The organism is Caldimonas sp. KR1-144, from assembly GCF_049446155.1.
Classification (GTDB): Bacteria; Pseudomonadota; Gammaproteobacteria; order Burkholderiales; family Burkholderiaceae_C; genus Rivibacter.
Genome location: NZ_JBMSEE010000003.1, coordinates 238724 through 254196 on the forward strand (window position 1 = coordinate 238724; position 15473 = coordinate 254196).

The 15473-nt window shown below is 71.1% G+C and carries 11 protein-coding genes; 3 read left to right on the forward strand and 8 right to left on the reverse strand.

Going from position 1 to position 15473, the window contains the following annotated elements; genetic code table 11:
- Nucleotides 1-10: 10 nt before the first annotated feature.
- Both coxB and ACO2TI_RS09060 read right to left on the reverse strand, forming a co-directional pair.
- On the reverse strand, nt 11-1192 hold the full coding sequence (coxB, locus tag ACO2TI_RS09055; RefSeq protein WP_423283708.1) for a cytochrome c oxidase subunit II: 1182 nt from the start codon (nt 1190-1192) through the stop codon (nt 11-13).
- A gap of 326 nt (nt 1193-1518) precedes the next feature.
- The gene (locus tag ACO2TI_RS09060) at nt 1519-2439 is read right to left on the reverse strand and encodes a methyltransferase domain-containing protein (RefSeq protein ID WP_423283709.1); all 921 of its coding nucleotides are present in this window, start codon (nt 2437-2439) and stop codon (nt 1519-1521) included.
- Nucleotides 2440-2489: 50 nt separating this feature from the next.
- Here ACO2TI_RS09060 and ACO2TI_RS09065 point away from each other — a divergent pair, with 50 nt between their 5' ends.
- On the forward strand, nt 2490-3230 hold the full coding sequence (locus ACO2TI_RS09065; RefSeq protein WP_423283711.1) for a ComF family protein: 741 nt from the start codon (nt 2490-2492) through the stop codon (nt 3228-3230).
- 32 nt (nt 3231-3262) lie between these two features.
- Nucleotides 3263-3736: a tRNA (uridine(34)/cytosine(34)/5-carboxymethylaminomethyluridine(34)-2'-O)-methyltransferase TrmL gene (gene trmL, locus ACO2TI_RS09070; protein ID WP_423283712.1), complete on the forward strand. Its 474-nt coding sequence runs from the start codon at nt 3263-3265 to the stop codon at nt 3734-3736.
- A 14-nt stretch (nt 3737-3750) separates the two neighbouring features.
- Here the strand turns inward: trmL and ACO2TI_RS09075 are convergent, their stop codons facing one another.
- From ACO2TI_RS09075 to ACO2TI_RS09100, 6 genes are all read right to left on the reverse strand, one after another.
- Nucleotides 3751-10236 (reverse strand): Hpt domain-containing protein, encoded by a 6486-nt coding sequence (locus tag ACO2TI_RS09075; RefSeq protein ID WP_423283713.1) that lies wholly within the window; start codon nt 10234-10236, stop codon nt 3751-3753.
- Nucleotides 10237-10290: 54 nt separating this feature from the next.
- On the reverse strand, nt 10291-12612 hold the full coding sequence (locus tag ACO2TI_RS09080; RefSeq protein WP_423283714.1) for a methyl-accepting chemotaxis protein: 2322 nt from the start codon (nt 12610-12612) through the stop codon (nt 10291-10293).
- 82 nt (nt 12613-12694) lie between these two features.
- Nucleotides 12695-13216 carry a chemotaxis protein CheW gene (locus ACO2TI_RS09085; protein ID WP_423283715.1) on the reverse strand — a complete coding sequence of 174 codons (522 nt, stop codon included), beginning with the start codon at nt 13214-13216 and terminating at the stop codon, nt 12695-12697.
- A gap of 20 nt (nt 13217-13236) precedes the next feature.
- Nucleotides 13237-13602, reverse strand: coding sequence for a response regulator (locus tag ACO2TI_RS09090; protein WP_423283716.1), 366 nt, complete (start codon nt 13600-13602; stop codon nt 13237-13239).
- A 55-nt stretch (nt 13603-13657) separates the two neighbouring features.
- Nucleotides 13658-14068, reverse strand: coding sequence for a response regulator (locus tag ACO2TI_RS09095; RefSeq protein WP_423283717.1), 411 nt, complete (start codon nt 14066-14068; stop codon nt 13658-13660).
- Between the two features lie 36 nt (nt 14069-14104).
- Nucleotides 14105-14257, reverse strand: coding sequence for a rubredoxin (locus ACO2TI_RS09100; RefSeq protein WP_019560853.1), 153 nt, complete (start codon nt 14255-14257; stop codon nt 14105-14107).
- A gap of 187 nt (nt 14258-14444) precedes the next feature.
- On the opposite strand from ACO2TI_RS09100, the gene thiD reads away from it, so the two are divergent.
- Nucleotides 14445-15419, forward strand: coding sequence for a bifunctional hydroxymethylpyrimidine kinase/phosphomethylpyrimidine kinase (thiD, locus tag ACO2TI_RS09105; RefSeq protein ID WP_423283718.1), 975 nt, complete (start codon nt 14445-14447; stop codon nt 15417-15419).
- Nucleotides 15420-15473: the final 54 nt, after the last annotated feature.

The following is a 15473-nucleotide window of genomic DNA, read 5'->3' on the forward strand; positions in this document are numbered from 1 at the left end:
CGTCGGTGAGTCACTTGCGCGCGGCCAGCACTTCGGCCGGCTGCACGGTCTGACCGGTCGCGTTCGACCAGTGGTTCTTGGTGTAGGTGATCACCGCGGCGATCTCGGTGTCGGACAGCTGCTTCCACGACGGCATCGCGCCGTTGGCCGCGCCATTGAGCACGATGGCGATCTGCTTGCCCTTGTCGGCGTCTTGGACGATGGCCGAGCCGTCGAGCGGCTTGATCGGACCGGCGCCCTTGCCGTTGGCCTGGTGGCAGGCCGCGCAGTTGGCGGCGTAGACCTTTTCGCCACGGGCGATCAGGTCGGCCTGTTCCCAGACCTTGTTCGGGTCGTCCGCCTTGGCGGCCAGCTTCTTCTTCTCGCCGTCGACCCAGGCCGCATAGTCCTCCTGCGAGACCACCTTGACGTGGATCGGCATGTAGGCGTGCTCCTTGCCGCACAGTTCGGCGCACTGGCCGTAGTAGTCGCCGGTCTTCTCGGCGCGGAACCACGTGTCGCGCACGAAGCCGGGGATCGCGTCCTGCTTGACGCCGAAGGCCGGGACCATCCAGGCGTGGATCACGTCGTTGGCCGTCGTGACGATGCGGATCTTCTTGTTGACCGGCACGACCAGCGGGTTGTCGACCTTGAGCAGGTAGTCGTCACCCTGCGGTTGGCCCATGTCGGACATCACGCGCTGCGTGGTGTCGAGCGTGGCCAGGAAGCTGATGCCCTCGCCCTCGCCCTTGAGGTAGTCGTAGCCCCACTTCCACTGGTAGCCGGTGGCCTTGATGGTCAGGTCGGCGTTGGTGGTGTCCTTCATCGCGACGACGACCTTGGTGGCCGGCAGCGCCATTGCGATGACGATGACGAACGGCACCACGGTCCACGCGATCTCGACCGCCACGCTCTCGTGGAACTCGGCCGACTTCGCGCCCTTGCTCTTGCGGTGCTTGATGATGGAATAGAACATCACCCCGAACACCGCGACGAAGATGAACGTGCAGATGCCGAGCATCAGCCAGTGCAGCCAGTGCTGTTCGGCGGCGATGCGCGTCACCGGATCGTGCATATCCAGCTGGTTGACCTTGGGGCCGCCGGGCAGGTCGTTGACCGCGGACGCGGCCGTCGCCACCAGCGCAGTCGCCGCACCGAGCGCGAGCCGGGCGGCGTGCCGGCGGCCGGCGTTCCACAGGGCGTTGATCGTCATCTTCGTGCTCTCTTCCACCAAACCAACAAAGCCTGTCTCGACCGTTGCCTTGCAGGCACCGGGCGTCGACCGCCGCTCGGCGGTCTGAAATTCCTCGACGAGTCGCCGGCGCAGCGCGGGCCGCGCGTGGCGACCGGGCGTCATGGCCGGACCGATGTGCCTGCCGCAGCGCACACCGACCTCGTTGCGGCACTCACCGTCACACCGTGCCACGCGTTCGAAGCGCATCGCCCTGGTAAGGGCCTCATGTGCAGCAAGCGTGCCGGAAAAAGTGGCAAACCCGCGCGGCAAAGCCGGCGGATTCTAGCCGAGCCGACAGTGGGGTCTCAACGCGCGCGGCCTTGTCGCGCCATGTCGCGCAGACGCTCGACCGACACCTTCGTCTCGGCCGCCACACGCAGCTTTGGCGCGGGCTTGAAGGCATGCCCGTAGACGAGCTCGAAGCGCAGCGCGAGCCGGCCGTCGGGTCCGCGCAAGCGTTCGGTCAGGCGCGCCTCGAGCGCGCGCCGCCAGCGCGGGGTGCGCAGTCCGGCAAAACGCCCGGCCGCGGCGTTGCCGCCCAGCGTGCGCAACTCGTCGAGCAGCGCCGCGGCATCGGGCCAGGTCAGCGTGAGCGTCTCCATGTCCATCACCGGATCGGCAAAGCCGGCTTGCACCAGCGCGTCGCCGAGATCGTGCATGTCGATGAAGTCGTGGCTCGGCGCCGGCCACCCCAGCTCGCGGTACAGCGTGCGCAGCTCGAGCAGCGTGTCGGGGCCGAAGGCCGTGCACATCAGGAAGCCGTCGACCGCGAGCGCGGCATGCCAGCGCGCCATCAGCGCCGCCGGGTCGGCGACCCAATGCAAGACCATGTTGGCCCAGACCAGTCCTGCCCCGCCTGCCGGGAATGCCAGTTCGGTGCCAGCCGCAGCGCTCTCGACGAACACGCCCGGCGCGTCACCGCGCCAGCGCCGCCACCACGCGCCGCGCAGCGCCTGTGCGCTGTGCGCCGCCAGCTCGGCCGTGGGCTCGAGCGCGTCGATGCGCGCCTTCGGGTAGCGCGCGGCGATCAGCTCGCGCGAACCGCTGCGCTGCGCCCACCAGTCGAGCACGCGCGCCGGCTCGACGCGGATCATCTCGAGCCGCTGCGCCATGCGCCGCGCCACCTCGCCATGCAGCCACGGCACGCCGCGCGCCGCGCGCCACTGACGCGCGACGGCGCCTGCATCGGGCGGGCGCGGCGGCTCGCGCTGGGGGGAGGAGGCCATGGGCGCGGCAGTATAGTGAGCGCCCCCTGGGGCCGCGGCAGCCTGGCCCGATGACCGTCACGCCCTCAGTCCTTTCCTGCGCAGCTTCGCGTTCGCCCTCGCCGTGGCCCAACCGCTGCGCGGTCTGTCGCGGCGCGACGAGCGGCCGGCTCGGCCGCGTCTGCACCGCCTGCGAAGCGCGCCACGGCGCCTGGCGTGCACGCTGCGCGGCTTGCGCGCAGGCCTTGCCCGCGGCCATTGACGACGCGCTCGCGCGCTGCGGTCGTTGCCTGCGCGAGCCGCCGCCGTGGTCGCGTGCGATCAGCGCGCTGGACTACGGCCATCCGTGGGACACGCTGCTGTCGGCACTCAAGTTCCGCGCCGGGCTCGACCTGCTGCCATGGTGCGTGCAGCGCCTGCGCGCAGCCATCGCGATGGCCGATGCCCCGGCGGTCGACCGGCTGCTGCCGGTACCGCTCGCGCGCGCACGCCTGACCGAGCGCGGCTACAACCAGGCGTGGGAGTTGGCTCGACGACTGGCACGCGAGCTCGGCCTGCCGGCGCAAGCGCAACTGCTGCAGCGGGTGATCGACACGCCGCACCAGCTCTCGCTGCCGCGCGAGCGCCGCGCGGCCAACGTGCGCGGCGCCTTCCTCGTGCCGCCGGCGGCGCGCGCCGTGCTGGCCGGGGAGCGCATCGCGCTGGTCGACGACGTCATGACGACCGGTGCGACGCTGGCCGAGGCCGCGCGTACGCTGCACGCCGCGGGCGCGGCCGAGGTGCAGGTCTGGGTCCTTGCGCGCACGCCCTGAACGCGGCGCGCCGTGCGCGACACTCGCTGGCCATGTTCAACATCGTTCTCGTCGAACCCGAGATCCCGCCCAACACCGGCAACGTGATCCGGCTCGCGGCCAACACCGGCTGCGCGCTGCACCTGATCGAGCCGCTGGGCTTCTCGATGGACGACAAGCTCCTGCAGCGCGCCGGGCTCGATTACCACGAGTACGCCGAGGTGCGCCGCCACGCGTCGTGGCCCGCATTCGTCGAGGCCGCGCGACCTGACCTCGAACGGCTGTTCGCCTTCACCACGCGCGGCAGCCGCCCGTTCGCCCAGGTGGCATGGCAGCCCGGCGACTGGCTCGTCTTCGGCAGCGAGAGCCGCGGCCTTGACCCGGCGCTGCGCGACGCCGTCTTCGAGCCCGAGCGGCGCGTGCGCCTGCCAATGCGCCCGGGCCAGCGCAGCCTGAACCTGAGCAATGCGGTGGCCGTGGCCGTGTTCGAGGCCTGGCGTCAGCAGGGCTACGCCGGGGGCGCGTAGCCCCCGCACGCGGCTCAGGCGGCGAGCGCCTGCGCGCTGTACTGCGCGATCAGCGACAGCAGCTCTTCTTCGCTGTACGGCTTGCCGAGGTAGTGGTTGACGCCGAGCTCGGCGGCCACGTCGCGGTGCTTCTGCGCGATGCGCGAGGTGATCATGATCACCGGCAGGTCGGCCAGCTTCGGGTCGCCGCGCAGGTTGCGCACGAAGTCGAAGCCGTCCATGCGCGGCATCTCGATGTCCGACAGCACCACCGACGGGCGCTCCTCGGCCACGCGCTCGAGGCCTTCGAGGCCGTCCTTCGCGAGCGAGACGCGGTAGCCCTCGCGCGCCAGCAGGCGCTGCGTCACGCGGCGCACCGTGAGCGAGTCGTCGACCACCAGCACCAGCGGCGCCTGCGGCACGCTCGGTGCCTGCTGCTGCACCTCGACGCGCTCGGGCGCGGCGATCGCCGCGGCCGACGCGGCGCGCGCCGCCTCGCCGTAGACCGTGGCCAGCGCAACCGGGTTGTAGATCAGCGCAACCGCGCCGGACGCCAGCAGCGTCATGCCGGCCAGACCCGGCAGGCGCGACAGCTGCGAGCCGAGGTTCTTGACCACCACTTCCTGGTTGCCCAGCACCTCGTCGACGTGCAGCGCGATGCGCTGCTGTGCCGAACGGATCACCACCACAGACTGCGAGCGCGCCGTGAGATCGCTGGCGCGCGCGCTCGACGACAGCAGCGCGCCGAGCCAGAAGAACGGCAGCGAATGCTCGCCATGCTGGTAGATGCCGCTCGTGTAGGCCGCCTTCACCTCGGTCGGCGTGGCGCGACGCACGATCTCGATCAGCGTCGCCGGCACCGCGATCGTCGCGGCGCCACAGCGCAGCATCACGACCTGCGTCACCGCGGTGGTCAGCGGCAGCACGAGCTTGAAGCTGGTGCCCTGGCCGGCAGCGCTGGCGGTCTCGATGCGACCGCCCAGCGCGTTGACCTCGGCGCGCACGACGTCCATGCCGACGCCGCGCCCGGCGAGCTCGGTCACCTGTTCGGCGGTCGAGAAGCCGGGCGTGAAGATCAGGTTGGCCAGCTCGGCCTCGCCGACCTGCGCGTCGGGCGCGACGAGCCCCAGCGCAACGCCGCGCGCACGGATGCGCGCGAAGTTGAGGCCCGCGCCGTCGTCGCGGAATTCGATCGCAACTTCGTTGCCCTCCTGGTGGAGCGCAACGACGATGGTGCCGACCGGATCCTTGCCGGCCGCGCTGCGCTGCTCGGGCGACTCGATGCCGTGCGTGACGCAGTTGCGCAGCAGGTGCTCGAAGGCGCCGGTCATGCGGTCCAGCACGCTGCGGTCGACTTCGATCGAGCCGCCCAGCAGGTCCAGCCGCACCTGCTTGCCGGTCTCCTTGGCGGCCTGGCGCACGACGCGGTACAGGCGGTCCGACAGACCCTCGAACTCCACCATGCGGGTGCGCAGCAGGTCGTCCTGCAGTTCGCGCGTCAGGCGCGCCTGAGCGGCGAGCTCGTCTTCCGAAACTTCGATCGTGCGCTGCAGCGCGCGCTGCACGGTGGCCACGTCGTTCACCGACTCGGCCATCATGCGGGTGATCTCCTGGAAGCGCGTGTAGCGGTCGAACTCCAGCGGGTCGAAGTCCTTCGACGCCGCCTTCGCCGCCTCCATGCGCGAGGACATCTGCGTTTCGGCCTGCAGCTCGATGTCGCGCAGCTGGGCGCGCAGTCGCTCGAGGTTGTCGGTCAGGTCGTTGAGCGCGCCGCGCATCGTGCCGACGCCGGCATCCAGGCGCGCGCGGGCGATGCTGACCTCACCGGCCTGGTTGACCAGGCGGTCGAGCAGGTGCGCGCGCACACGCACGGCCGAGCCGGCCAGCGTGGCGCGCTCGCTCGGCGTGCGCGCCGCCGGCGCGGCCTCCGCCGCCACGCCCGCAAAGCGCGACCAGTCGATCGTCGCCGCCGGCGGCTGATCGGGCGGCAGTCCGTGCAGTTCGCCCGGCTCGGACAGCACGTCGAAGCCCGAGGTCTCGAAGCCGGGCGTCGGCGCCTCCTCGACCACCAGGGTCGGCATCTCGACCGCCAGCACCGGCGGCTCCGGCACGACGGGCGGCTGCGGCTCGGCGACGGCGACCGCGGCCGCCTGCTGCGCATAGGCCTCGGCGTCGCGGCGGCGCAGCTGGTCGAACGAGGCGCTCAGTGCATCGGCACGCGCGTGCAGCGGATCGATGTCGGCGCTCTGGCGCTCGTCTTCGCGGGCGAGCAGGTGCTCGATCGCAGTCTCGAGGCGGTGCGCGAGCTCGCCCAGGCGCATCGCGCCGGCCAGGCGCGCGCCGCCCTTGAAGGTGTGCAGCGTGCGCATCGCCGCGCTCGCGTGGCCGGCATCGGCCGGGTGGCGGCTCCAGTCGCGCAACTGGCCGGACAGCTTGGGCAGCAGGTCCAGCGCCTCTTCCTCGAAGATCGGAAACAGATCGACGTCGACCGCGTCCTCGGCGTCGATGTCGTCCTCGTCGTCGAGCGCATCGAACGAGGCGGCGCGCACCGGCTCTGCCTCGCCGACGAGCGGCGCGAGCGGGCGGAACTCGGCCTGGCCGAGGTCGGCCAGCACGCTGGCCTGCTCGATCGGCGGCGCGGCGGGCGGCGGCTCGAACGACACCTCGGCTGCCGCGATCGGCGCGACCGGCGACACCGGTTCGGCGGTCGCGGCTTCGACGGGCTGCGACGGCGCCTCGGTGGCGGGCGCTGCCTCGACGGCCGGCGCCGCCTCAGCAGCCGCCGCGCGCTCATCGGCGATGCGGTCGAAATCGGCCAGGCGCTGCAGCAGTTCGGGCGCCGCGGCCTTCAGGAAGCCGGCGGCGAACTGGTGCAGCAGCCGGCGGATCTCTTCGGCGGCCTCGCCGAACAGCTGGGCATCCTCGCCAAAGCCGTGGCCCAGCGAGTGGGACCGCATCAGCGCATGCTCGAGCTGGCGCGCCAGCGCCGACAGGTCGGCGAAGCCCACCGTCGCCGAGCTGCCGCCGAGCGAATGCGCCAGCGCAATGGCCGACTCGCCGACCGGGCGGTGCAGCTCCAGCGCCCACTCGGACAGCTCAGTGCCCAGGCGCCGCGACAGCTCGTCGGCCTCGTTGAGGTAGATGTTGAACAGCGGGATCGAGATGCGCAGCGGGCCGACGATCTTGACCTGGTCGCTCTCAACTGGCGGCTCGGCCGGCGACTCCACCGGCAGTTCGGCCACCGCCTCGGCCGGCTCGGCGAGCGCGTCGTTGGCTGCCATCGCATCGAGCTGCGACGTCGGCGCCAACGCCTCGATCAGCGAAGGGCCGGCATCCGCCTTTTGCAGCTCGTCGTCATCGAGCTCGGGCAGCACCGAGCTGCCCTCCTCGACGACGGGCTCGATCAGCTCCGGCACCGGCAGCCGCGACTCGCCCTCAGCGCTGGGCTGCAGTGCCTCGATCAGACCGATGTCAGCCGCCGTCGTGCCGCCGTCGGCCGGCGTGCTGTCTTCGAACGTAAGTTCGATCGACGTGATGACCGCCTCGTCGAGCACCGACGGCGCCTTGGGCTGCTCGTCGAGCGGCAGCGGCATCGTCGCGAAGTCTTCGCTCTCGCCGCCGCCGACCACGTCGTCCAGCGCCGGCAGCTCGGCCGGCACGGCGCTCGGGCTCGCAGGCGCCGGTGTCGCGAGATCGAACGAGGCGAGGTCGAGCGAGAAGTCGAGCGTCTCGGCCAGCGGCAGCGGCATGGCGGGCTGCGCAGGCGCCGGAGGTTCGCCGCCGAAGTCGAGCGTGAAGCCCAGGCCCGGCTCCGGCGCCGCGACCGTGGCAGATTCCACCGGCGCAATGGGCGCCGCGTCGATGACCTCCGGCAGCGGCGTCGCCGCCTCGGCCGGCAGCTCCAACTCGCTGGCCGGCGGCAGCAGGCTCGCGATGTCGAGCGCCGGTGCCGGCGTGGCAGGCGCCGGGGCGGCGGCCTGGTAGCGCAGCGGGCGGTACAGGCCATCGACCCGCAAGGCGTCGGCCGAGCGGCGCACCGGCTCGCTGCCCGGCAGCGCCGCAGCGCGCTCGGCGATGGCGTCGACCCACGGTGCGAAGTAATCCAGCGCCTCGCTGGTGAAGCGCAGCAGTTCCTCGCTCGCCGGCTGCTGGCTCGCGAGCCAGTGGTTGTAGAGCTGCTCGCAGGCCCAGGCGGCTTCGCCGAAGTCAGCCAGGCCGACCATGCGAGAGCTGCCCTTGAGCGTGTGGAAGGCGCGGCGAACGGTCACCTGCGCCTCGCCGTCGCCGGGCTCGGAGCGCAAGGTCACCAGCGCGGCACGCGCACCGTCGATCACCTCGCGGGCCTCCTCGAGGAAGACCTCGCGCATCTCGTCGTCTTCCTCGAGACCGGTGCTGGCCGGCGCCGCAGGCGGCGGCGCGAGCGGCGGCATCGGCGACAGCGAGATCAGTGGCAGCGGACCCGACGGCACCGGCTCCAGGCCCACGGCCTCGGAGGCAGTGGCCGCGAACTCGTTCAGCGCCTGGCCGACGCGCTCGCGCATCTGTGCCTCGGGCTCGGCGGCCGTGCCGCTGCCGGCCAGCACCTGCTGCAGCGCCTCCAGCGGCTGGGTCAGCTCGCGCACGGCACTGACCTGCGGCTCGTGCGCCAGGCGGTCGACCTCGCGCGAGACGGCCGACAGCGGCAGCGTCCCTGCAGCGAGGTCGGACGCCAGCCGCTGGGCCTGCTCGGCCAGCGTCGCGGTGGCGGGCACGCCGCCGCGCGCGCCGACCAGCGAGCGCAGCAGGCCGCTTTCGGCGTCGAACAGGAACAGCGACTTCGCGGCCTGCGGCTGCACGCCGAGCAGGTCGATCAGGAAGCTCAGCGCGCTGAGGTTGCCGGCCAGGCGATCGAACACGTCGGTGCGCGAGGCGGCGGCCGCCTGCGCGGCGATCAGCGCGTCGACGTCGTCGCGCATGCGCAGCACCGCGTGCGAACCCTGGTCGAGTCCCAGCACCGACAGCACACCGCGCATTGCCTGCAGCTGGCCGGGCACCGGCATCAGCAGGTCAGGCTCGGCGGGCGAGCGGAAGTAGCGGTCGATCGTCTTCTCGGTCTCGGCCAGGCTGGCGCGCAACTCCTGCACCACGCTGCCCATGGTCTGGCGGTCCGCCACGCGGCGGTAGAGCTCCTCCATCCAGGGCTCGAGCGCCTCGGGCGCGGCGCCGCCGCGAACGGCGGCGATGCGCTCGGCCAGGCGCGCGACGCGCGGCGCGTGCTGCGGATGGTCGAAGCCGCCCTCCTCGAGCGCGGCATCGACCCACAGCAGGCTGGTCGCGACTTCCATCGCCAACGCCGGCGCCGGCGCGGCCTTCGACTGGACCGTGACGTGCGCCGACTGCAGCAGCGCGTCGGCCAGCTGCTCGCCATTGGGCAGCAGCTTGCGCAGCGAATCGGCCACCAGGCTGAACTGCTCGTTCAGGTTGCCCAGGCGGTGCATCTCGCCGCCCGCGACGGCCGACCAGCCGTCCTTGGCGGTGGACACCCGCTTGACCGCCTGCGCGACCGCCGCCGGGTCGTGGCGGCCGAGCTGCGGCTGCTCGTAATCGGCGGGCGGCGCGACGCGGTCGAGCGCCCAGGCCTGGCGCACCGCGGCCAGTCGCGGCGCCTCGACGCCCGGCTGCGGCGCCTGCGCCAGTGCGCAGAAGAACAACAGGTCTTGCGCAAGGCGCTCGGAGACGGTCAGATCGCCGCGCGCCTGGGCGCGCAGCTGGGCCAGCAGGCGCGAGGTGACGCGCTTGCTGTAGACGTCGGGGCGCAGCAGCTCGAGCGCCAGCGCCTCGTAGTAGGCGGCCGCGAGCTGCCACAGCGTCACGGCTTCGGGCGAGCCGCCTGGCAGCGCGGCGCCGGCGGCCAGCGCGGCCGACAGGTTGCCGAGCCGGCGCGCATCGGCGGGCGAGCCGCCGCGCATCAGCGCCAGCACCTGGGCTTCGAATTCGCTGACGACCGCGGCGTCGACGCCGCGCGGCGCGGCACCGACCTCGACCGGCAGGCGCAGCCATTGCCAGTCGATGTGCCACAGGTCGGCGGGATGGACGCGCTCGGCGCCCGCCAGCTCCTGCACCGCGCGGTACTGCGGGAACATCGCCACCGGCGAGACGGCCTTGCCGGCCAGGCGGCGCGCGACGAAGTCGAGCAGCGCGAACGATGCGCGTTCGATGGTCTCGACCGCGGCCAGCGTGAGCTTGTGCGGCTTGGCGACGTAGCGCTGCACTGCCGCCTCGGCGGCCTGCAGCAGTGCCGCGCCGGCCGGTAGGCTGATCAGCTCGAGCACGCCGGCACCCTGGTGCAGCTGCGCGCGCGCCTGTCGCAGCGCGGTCGATTCGACGGCGTCGACGTCCGAGCCGGCGGCGGCTTCGACTTCCTTCAGCGTGCGGCGCAGCGCCTTGTGGGCGGCGTCGAGCGACTTGCGCAGTTCCTCTTGCACCCAGGCAAGAGCGCTCAGGTCGTCGTCTTGAAGCGCGTGGTTCGGCTGGCTGTCCATCCGGGCCCTTGGTGTTGAACGGTCGAGCCGGGCGCTGGCACCCGACCCGGCGGCTTAACTGATCTTGAAGCGCGCGACCGAGGTCTTCAGTTCTTCGGCCGACTTGGACAGCTCGCGCACCAGCTGCGCGGTCGAGCGAGTGCCCTCGCCGGTCTGCTCGGTCACCGCGAAGATGTGCTGGATGTTGGCCGCCACGACGTTGGCCGAATCGGCTTCGCGGGCCGCCTGGTCCGAGATCTGTTCGATCAGCTCGGCAAGCCGGCGCGACACGTTGTCGATCTCCCCCAGCGCGGTGCCGGCGTTGTCGGACAGGCGCGCGCCCTCGACCACGCCCTGCGTCGAGCGCTCCATGGCCGCCACGGCGTCCTGCGTGTCGGTCTGAATGGTCTTCACCAGCGCGGCGATCTGCTTGGTCGCGTCGGCCGAGCGTTCGGCCAGCCGCTGCACTTCTTCGGCCACGACCGAGAAGCCGCGGCCCGCTTCGCCAGCCGAGGCCGCCTGGATGGCGGCGTTGAGCGCCAGCACGTTGGTCTGCTCGGTGATGTCGGAAATCAGCTCGGTGATTTCGCCGATCTCCTGCGAGCTTTCGCCCAGGCGCTTGATGCGCTTGGAGGTTTCCTGGATCTGCTCGCGGATCGCGTTCATGCCGCCGATCGAGTTCTGCACCGCCTGCAGGCCCGACTCGGCCGCTTGCAGCGACTGGCGCGCCACCTGGGCCGACTGCTGCGCCTGCGCGGACACGTCGTTGATTCGGCCGGCCATCTGGAGCACCGATTCGCCGGTCTCGCGGATCTCGCGCAGCTGCTCGTCGGAGGCGGCGAGCAGCTCGGTCGACGTGGCTTCCACCTGCTGCGTGGTCTCGGTCACGCGCGCCACCGTGCCTTGCACCTGCGACACCAGCTGGCGCAGCTCTTCCACGGTGTAGTTCACCGAGTCGGCGATGGCGCCGGTGATGTCTTCGGTCACGGTCGCCTGCTGCGTCAGGTCGCCTTCGGCCACCGTCTGCAGTTCGTTCATGAGCCGCAGAATCGCCGCCTGGTTGGCGTCGTTGACGCGCTTGGCTTCCTGCTCCTGGCGCTCGGCCTCCTGGCGCTGCTGTTCGGCCAGGCGCGCACGCTGGCGCTGGTCGGCGAGGTAGACGTAGACCAGGCCGGCGACGCCCGCCAGCGCGAGGACCAGCGAGACGGCGATCACCAGCACGTTGACCGCCGACAGGCCGGTGCGCTCCTGCAGGCCGGTCTGCACTTCTTCCAGGCCCTTGCGCAGCGGTTCGCTGTCGTTGACGATTTGCGACTGCGCCTCGCGCGCCGACACCAGGCCCTGCAGGTTGCCGAGGATCGCGCCGGCTTCCTTGCGCGTCTCTTCGTATTGCTTGAGCAGTTCGTCGAGGCGCTCGCGCGTGGCGGCGTCCTTGGTGGCCGGCAGGCGCAGCTCCTGGTTGCCGTCGCGCAGGCCCTGGGCGATCTCGCGGAAGGCGTTCAGGTCCTTGCCGAGCAGGAACACGGCCTCGGGCGACACGCCCTCCATCGTGAGGAACTCGTTGGCCGACTTGCCGATGCGCTGCGTCAGCATCACCAGCTGGCCCACCGCCGACAGTTCGGCGGCCGAGGCGTCCTGCTGCAGCTTGAGCGAGGAGATCGTCTCGGCGATCTCGAGCAGGTCGGACGACTGGCGGTTGATCGTGCGCAGCGCCTGGCCCACCTGCGTCAGGATGGGCTGCTGGGCCAGCACCGTGTTGGCGTTCTTCTCGGCGCGATCGATCAGCGGCATCAGCGGCTCGAGCGAGGGCTGCACCGCGGCCGGCGCGGTGTCGACCATCTCGTTGCCGCTGACCAGGCCGCGCACGCTCTTGGCGAGCACGTCGGCGCTTTCCTTCACCTCGGGGAAGGCGCCGGCGCTGCCGATCAGCGCCTGGGAAACCGACTTCGCGAGCCGCTGCGACTGCATCAGCGCCTGGCCGCTGGCCGCCACCTGGCTGGCGGCGCGGTTGGCGGCGTTCAGCGAGGCCACCGTCACCACCACCAGGCCCAGCAGGCCGACGAACAGCATGCCGCCGAGCACGCGCTGCTGCTCGCCCAGCGGGCGATGGCCGATCAGCGGCACGCCGGTGCCGATGGCGGCGCCCGAGGCGTCACCGGCCTGCACGCGCGTGTCGGTGAAATCGGTCGTCAGGTCGGTGGTCAGCTCCGAGGGCGCGGCCTCGGAGATGATCGACCCGTGGTCGTTCAGTTGCACCGTGGTGGCTTCGAGCGGCCGGGTGCCGTCGGCGCCGGCGAGCGCGAGGTCGTCGGCGACCGGATAGGCCTCGTCGAACGCCGCTTCGGCGTCGGCCTTGCCGCGCGATCCGCCCAGCTTCAGTTTGCTCAACAGGCTCATAGGTCCCTCTTCATCCACGTTGCCGGAGCGCATGCGCCCCATCCGTCCCAGCGCCCCGAAACGCCGCTGCGGCCCGATCCAGTCATTGCGCGATCCTCAGGAAGGCCGGGTCGGTCGACAGCGTGCCCAGCAACAGTTCCTGCCAGACGCGACCCTGCGCATCCTTGAAGCGCGCGCCCGCGAACGCCGGCCGCGGCTGGCCGTCGGCATCGGTGACGCGGGTCAGCTGTTCCTCGCTGCGAAGCCCGGCCAGGCGCTCGACCAGCAGCGCGGCGTTGGTCTCCAGCGAGGGATTGAAGGCGATCAGGCGCACCGGGGAGCGCTGCGGGTCGGCGCTCGGCAGGCCCAGGAAGCCGGCGAGGTCGACCACGCCGTGCAGGCGGCCGCGCAGGTTCGCGACGCCGATGAACCAGCCGTGCGTGTGCGGCACCGGCGCGACCGCGCCCCAGGGAAAGATCTCGCCGGACTCGGCCAGCGGCAGCAGGAAGCCGTAGCCGCCGCTTTCCACCGCGAGCCAGTTGGCGCTGCGCTCTTGCGAACGCGCCCGCTGCAGCCGCTCGGCCAGCCGGCTCTGCAGTTCGCGCAGTGCTTCCTTGTTGGCCATGCGTCGGGCGCCTTGCCTGCTTAGTTGAAGGCGCGGATCTTGGCGATCAGCTCGTCGGCGTCGACGGGCTTGACCACGTAGTCGCGTGCGCCCTGGCGCATGCCCCAGACCTTGTCGGTCTCCTGGCCCTTGCTCGTGCACATGATGACCGGCACCTCGGCGAAGCGCGGATCGCGCGTGATGGCGCGGGTGAGCTGGAAGCCGTTCTGGCCGGGCATGACGACGTCCATCAGGATGAGGTCGGGCTTCTCTTCCTCGAGGCGCTTCATCGCCTCTTCGCCGTTCTCGGCGGTGCGCACGCGATAGCCGCGCTTGGTCAGCAGCTCGGACAGGAAGTGCAGCTCGGTCTTGGAATCGTCGACCAGCAGGATCTTTTCGATGGCCATCGTGGCAGTCCTCAAATTTGGATCGCGCCCGGTTGCCGCGCGCACGCCCTCGCGCTCAGCGGCGATGCTGCTGCACAGCCTGCAGCAGCTGATCCTTGGTGAACGGCTTGGTGAGATAGTCTTCGGAGCCGACCATGCGGCCGCGCGCCTTGTCGAACAAGCCGTCCTTGGACGACAGCATGATCACCGGCACGGACGCGAACTTCGGATTGCGCTTGATGATCGCGCAGGTCTGGTAGCCGTCCAGCCGCGGCATCAGGATGTCGCAGAAGATCAGATCCGGCACGTGGTCGTTGACCTTGCCGAGCGCGTCGAAGCCGTCCTCGGCGAGCAGAACCTGGTGGCCACCCTGCTTGAGGAAGATCTCGGCGCTGCGGCGAATCGTGTTGCTGTCGTCGATGACGAGCACACGCAAGGCGGCAGGCTCGGCGACGGCCGAGCCCTCGATGATCGGCGACTCGCTCACGGGCTGGTATTCCTCAACGACTGTGCGATCCGTGGCTCAGATCTGCACCATCTCGAAGTCCTCTTTGCGGGCGCCGCATTCGGGGCATACCCAGTTCATCGGCACATCGGCCCACGCGGTGCCAGGTGCAATGCCATGTTCTGGGTCCCCGGCAGCCTCGTCATAGATCCATCCGCAGATGAGGCACATCCAGGTGCGAGATTCGCTCACGTTGTGGGTTCGATCACTACAATAGCGGACGATTGTAGCGAGCGCCCATTCTTGAAAGACAAGGAATTTTGGGCACCTACGCAACAATCCTCATCAATTTCTCGAACTTCGTGACGCCCCGCATGAAAGGGTGCCGTCGCGGTCCATCAGCCTTTTCCCCAGCCTCATGAGCAAGCAAGCGGCCGCACCGGCCGAGGACCCGTCCGCCGGCGACGCGGTCGGCACCGAGCCCGCCGCGCCGGCCTGCGTGATGAGCTTCAACGCCAGCGAGCCCAGCGGCGGCGCCGGTCTTGCGGCCGACGTCTCGACGATCGCCGCGATGGGCGCACATCCGCTGCCGGTCGTCACGTCGATCGTGCTGCGCGACACCGCCGAGGTGTTCGAGTCGCACGCGATCGATTCCGAGGTGGTCGTCGAGCAGGCGCGCGCCATCCTCGAAGACGTGACCATCGCCGCCTGGAAGGTCGGGTTCCTCGGCAGTGCCGAGGGCGTCTCGGCGGTCGCCGAGGTGCTTTCCGACTACGTCGACGTGCCGCTCGTGGCCTACCTGCAGACCCCGACCTGGCTCGAGGACGACGACCAGCAGGCCTACCTTGATGCCTGGCGCGAGCTGATCGCGCCGGCCGCCGAAGTGATCGTCGGCAACCAGCAGACGCTGATCGACTTCCTGCTGCCCGAGTGGGAAGGCGAGCGTCCCCCGTCGGCGCGCGAGCTCGCGGTTGCGGCCGGCGAGCTGGGCGCGCGCTTCGTGCTCGTCACCGGCATCCAGCTGCCCGCCGGCAAGGGCGCCGAAGGCTGGGTCGACAACGTGCTGGCCTCGCCGCAAGGCGCGATCACCGGCGAGAAGTTCGAGCGCTTCGACACCGCCTTCGTCGGCGCCGGCGACACGCTGGCGGCCGCGCTCGCGGCCCTGCTGGCCAGCGGCGAGGAGTTGCACCTGGCCGTCGGCGAGGCGCTCAACTTCCTCGACCAGTCGCTCGACGCCGGCTTCCGTCCCGGCATGGGCAACGTGATCCCCGACCGCTACTTCTGGGCCCTGCCGCCCGAAGGCGAGGAGGCCGGCGCCGAGAACGGCGAGGAAGAAGCGCCTGAGGAAGGCACCACCGGCACGCCGAGTGCGCCGTCGCGACGCGTCCATTGAGCAACGGCGCATGCTCCGATCTCAACGGGGGGCCGCCGCGCCGGGCCGCCCCAA

What these genes read in the sequence shown, in the direction of transcription:
- coxB (WP_423283708.1), bottom strand. Translation starts at nt 1,192, where the DNA reads ATGACGATCAACGCCCTGTGGAACGCCGGCCGCCGGCACGCCGCCCGG.
- ACO2TI_RS09060 (WP_423283709.1), bottom strand. Translation starts at nt 2,439, where the DNA reads ATGGCCTCCTCCCCCCAGCGCGAGCCGCCGCGCCCGCCCGATGCAGGC.
- ACO2TI_RS09065 (WP_423283711.1), top strand. Translation starts at nt 2,490, where the DNA reads ATGACCGTCACGCCCTCAGTCCTTTCCTGCGCAGCTTCGCGTTCGCCC.
- trmL (WP_423283712.1), top strand. Translation starts at nt 3,263, where the DNA reads ATGTTCAACATCGTTCTCGTCGAACCCGAGATCCCGCCCAACACCGGC.
- ACO2TI_RS09075 (WP_423283713.1), bottom strand. Translation starts at nt 10,236, where the DNA reads ATGGACAGCCAGCCGAACCACGCGCTTCAAGACGACGACCTGAGCGCT.
- ACO2TI_RS09080 (WP_423283714.1), bottom strand. Translation starts at nt 12,612, where the DNA reads ATGAGCCTGTTGAGCAAACTGAAGCTGGGCGGATCGCGCGGCAAGGCC.
- ACO2TI_RS09085 (WP_423283715.1), bottom strand. Translation starts at nt 13,216, where the DNA reads ATGGCCAACAAGGAAGCACTGCGCGAACTGCAGAGCCGGCTGGCCGAG.
- ACO2TI_RS09090 (WP_423283716.1), bottom strand. Translation starts at nt 13,602, where the DNA reads ATGGCCATCGAAAAGATCCTGCTGGTCGACGATTCCAAGACCGAGCTG.
- ACO2TI_RS09100 (WP_019560853.1), bottom strand. Translation starts at nt 14,257, where the DNA reads ATGTGCCTCATCTGCGGATGGATCTATGACGAGGCTGCCGGGGACCCA.
- thiD (WP_423283718.1), top strand. Translation starts at nt 14,445, where the DNA reads ATGAGCAAGCAAGCGGCCGCACCGGCCGAGGACCCGTCCGCCGGCGAC.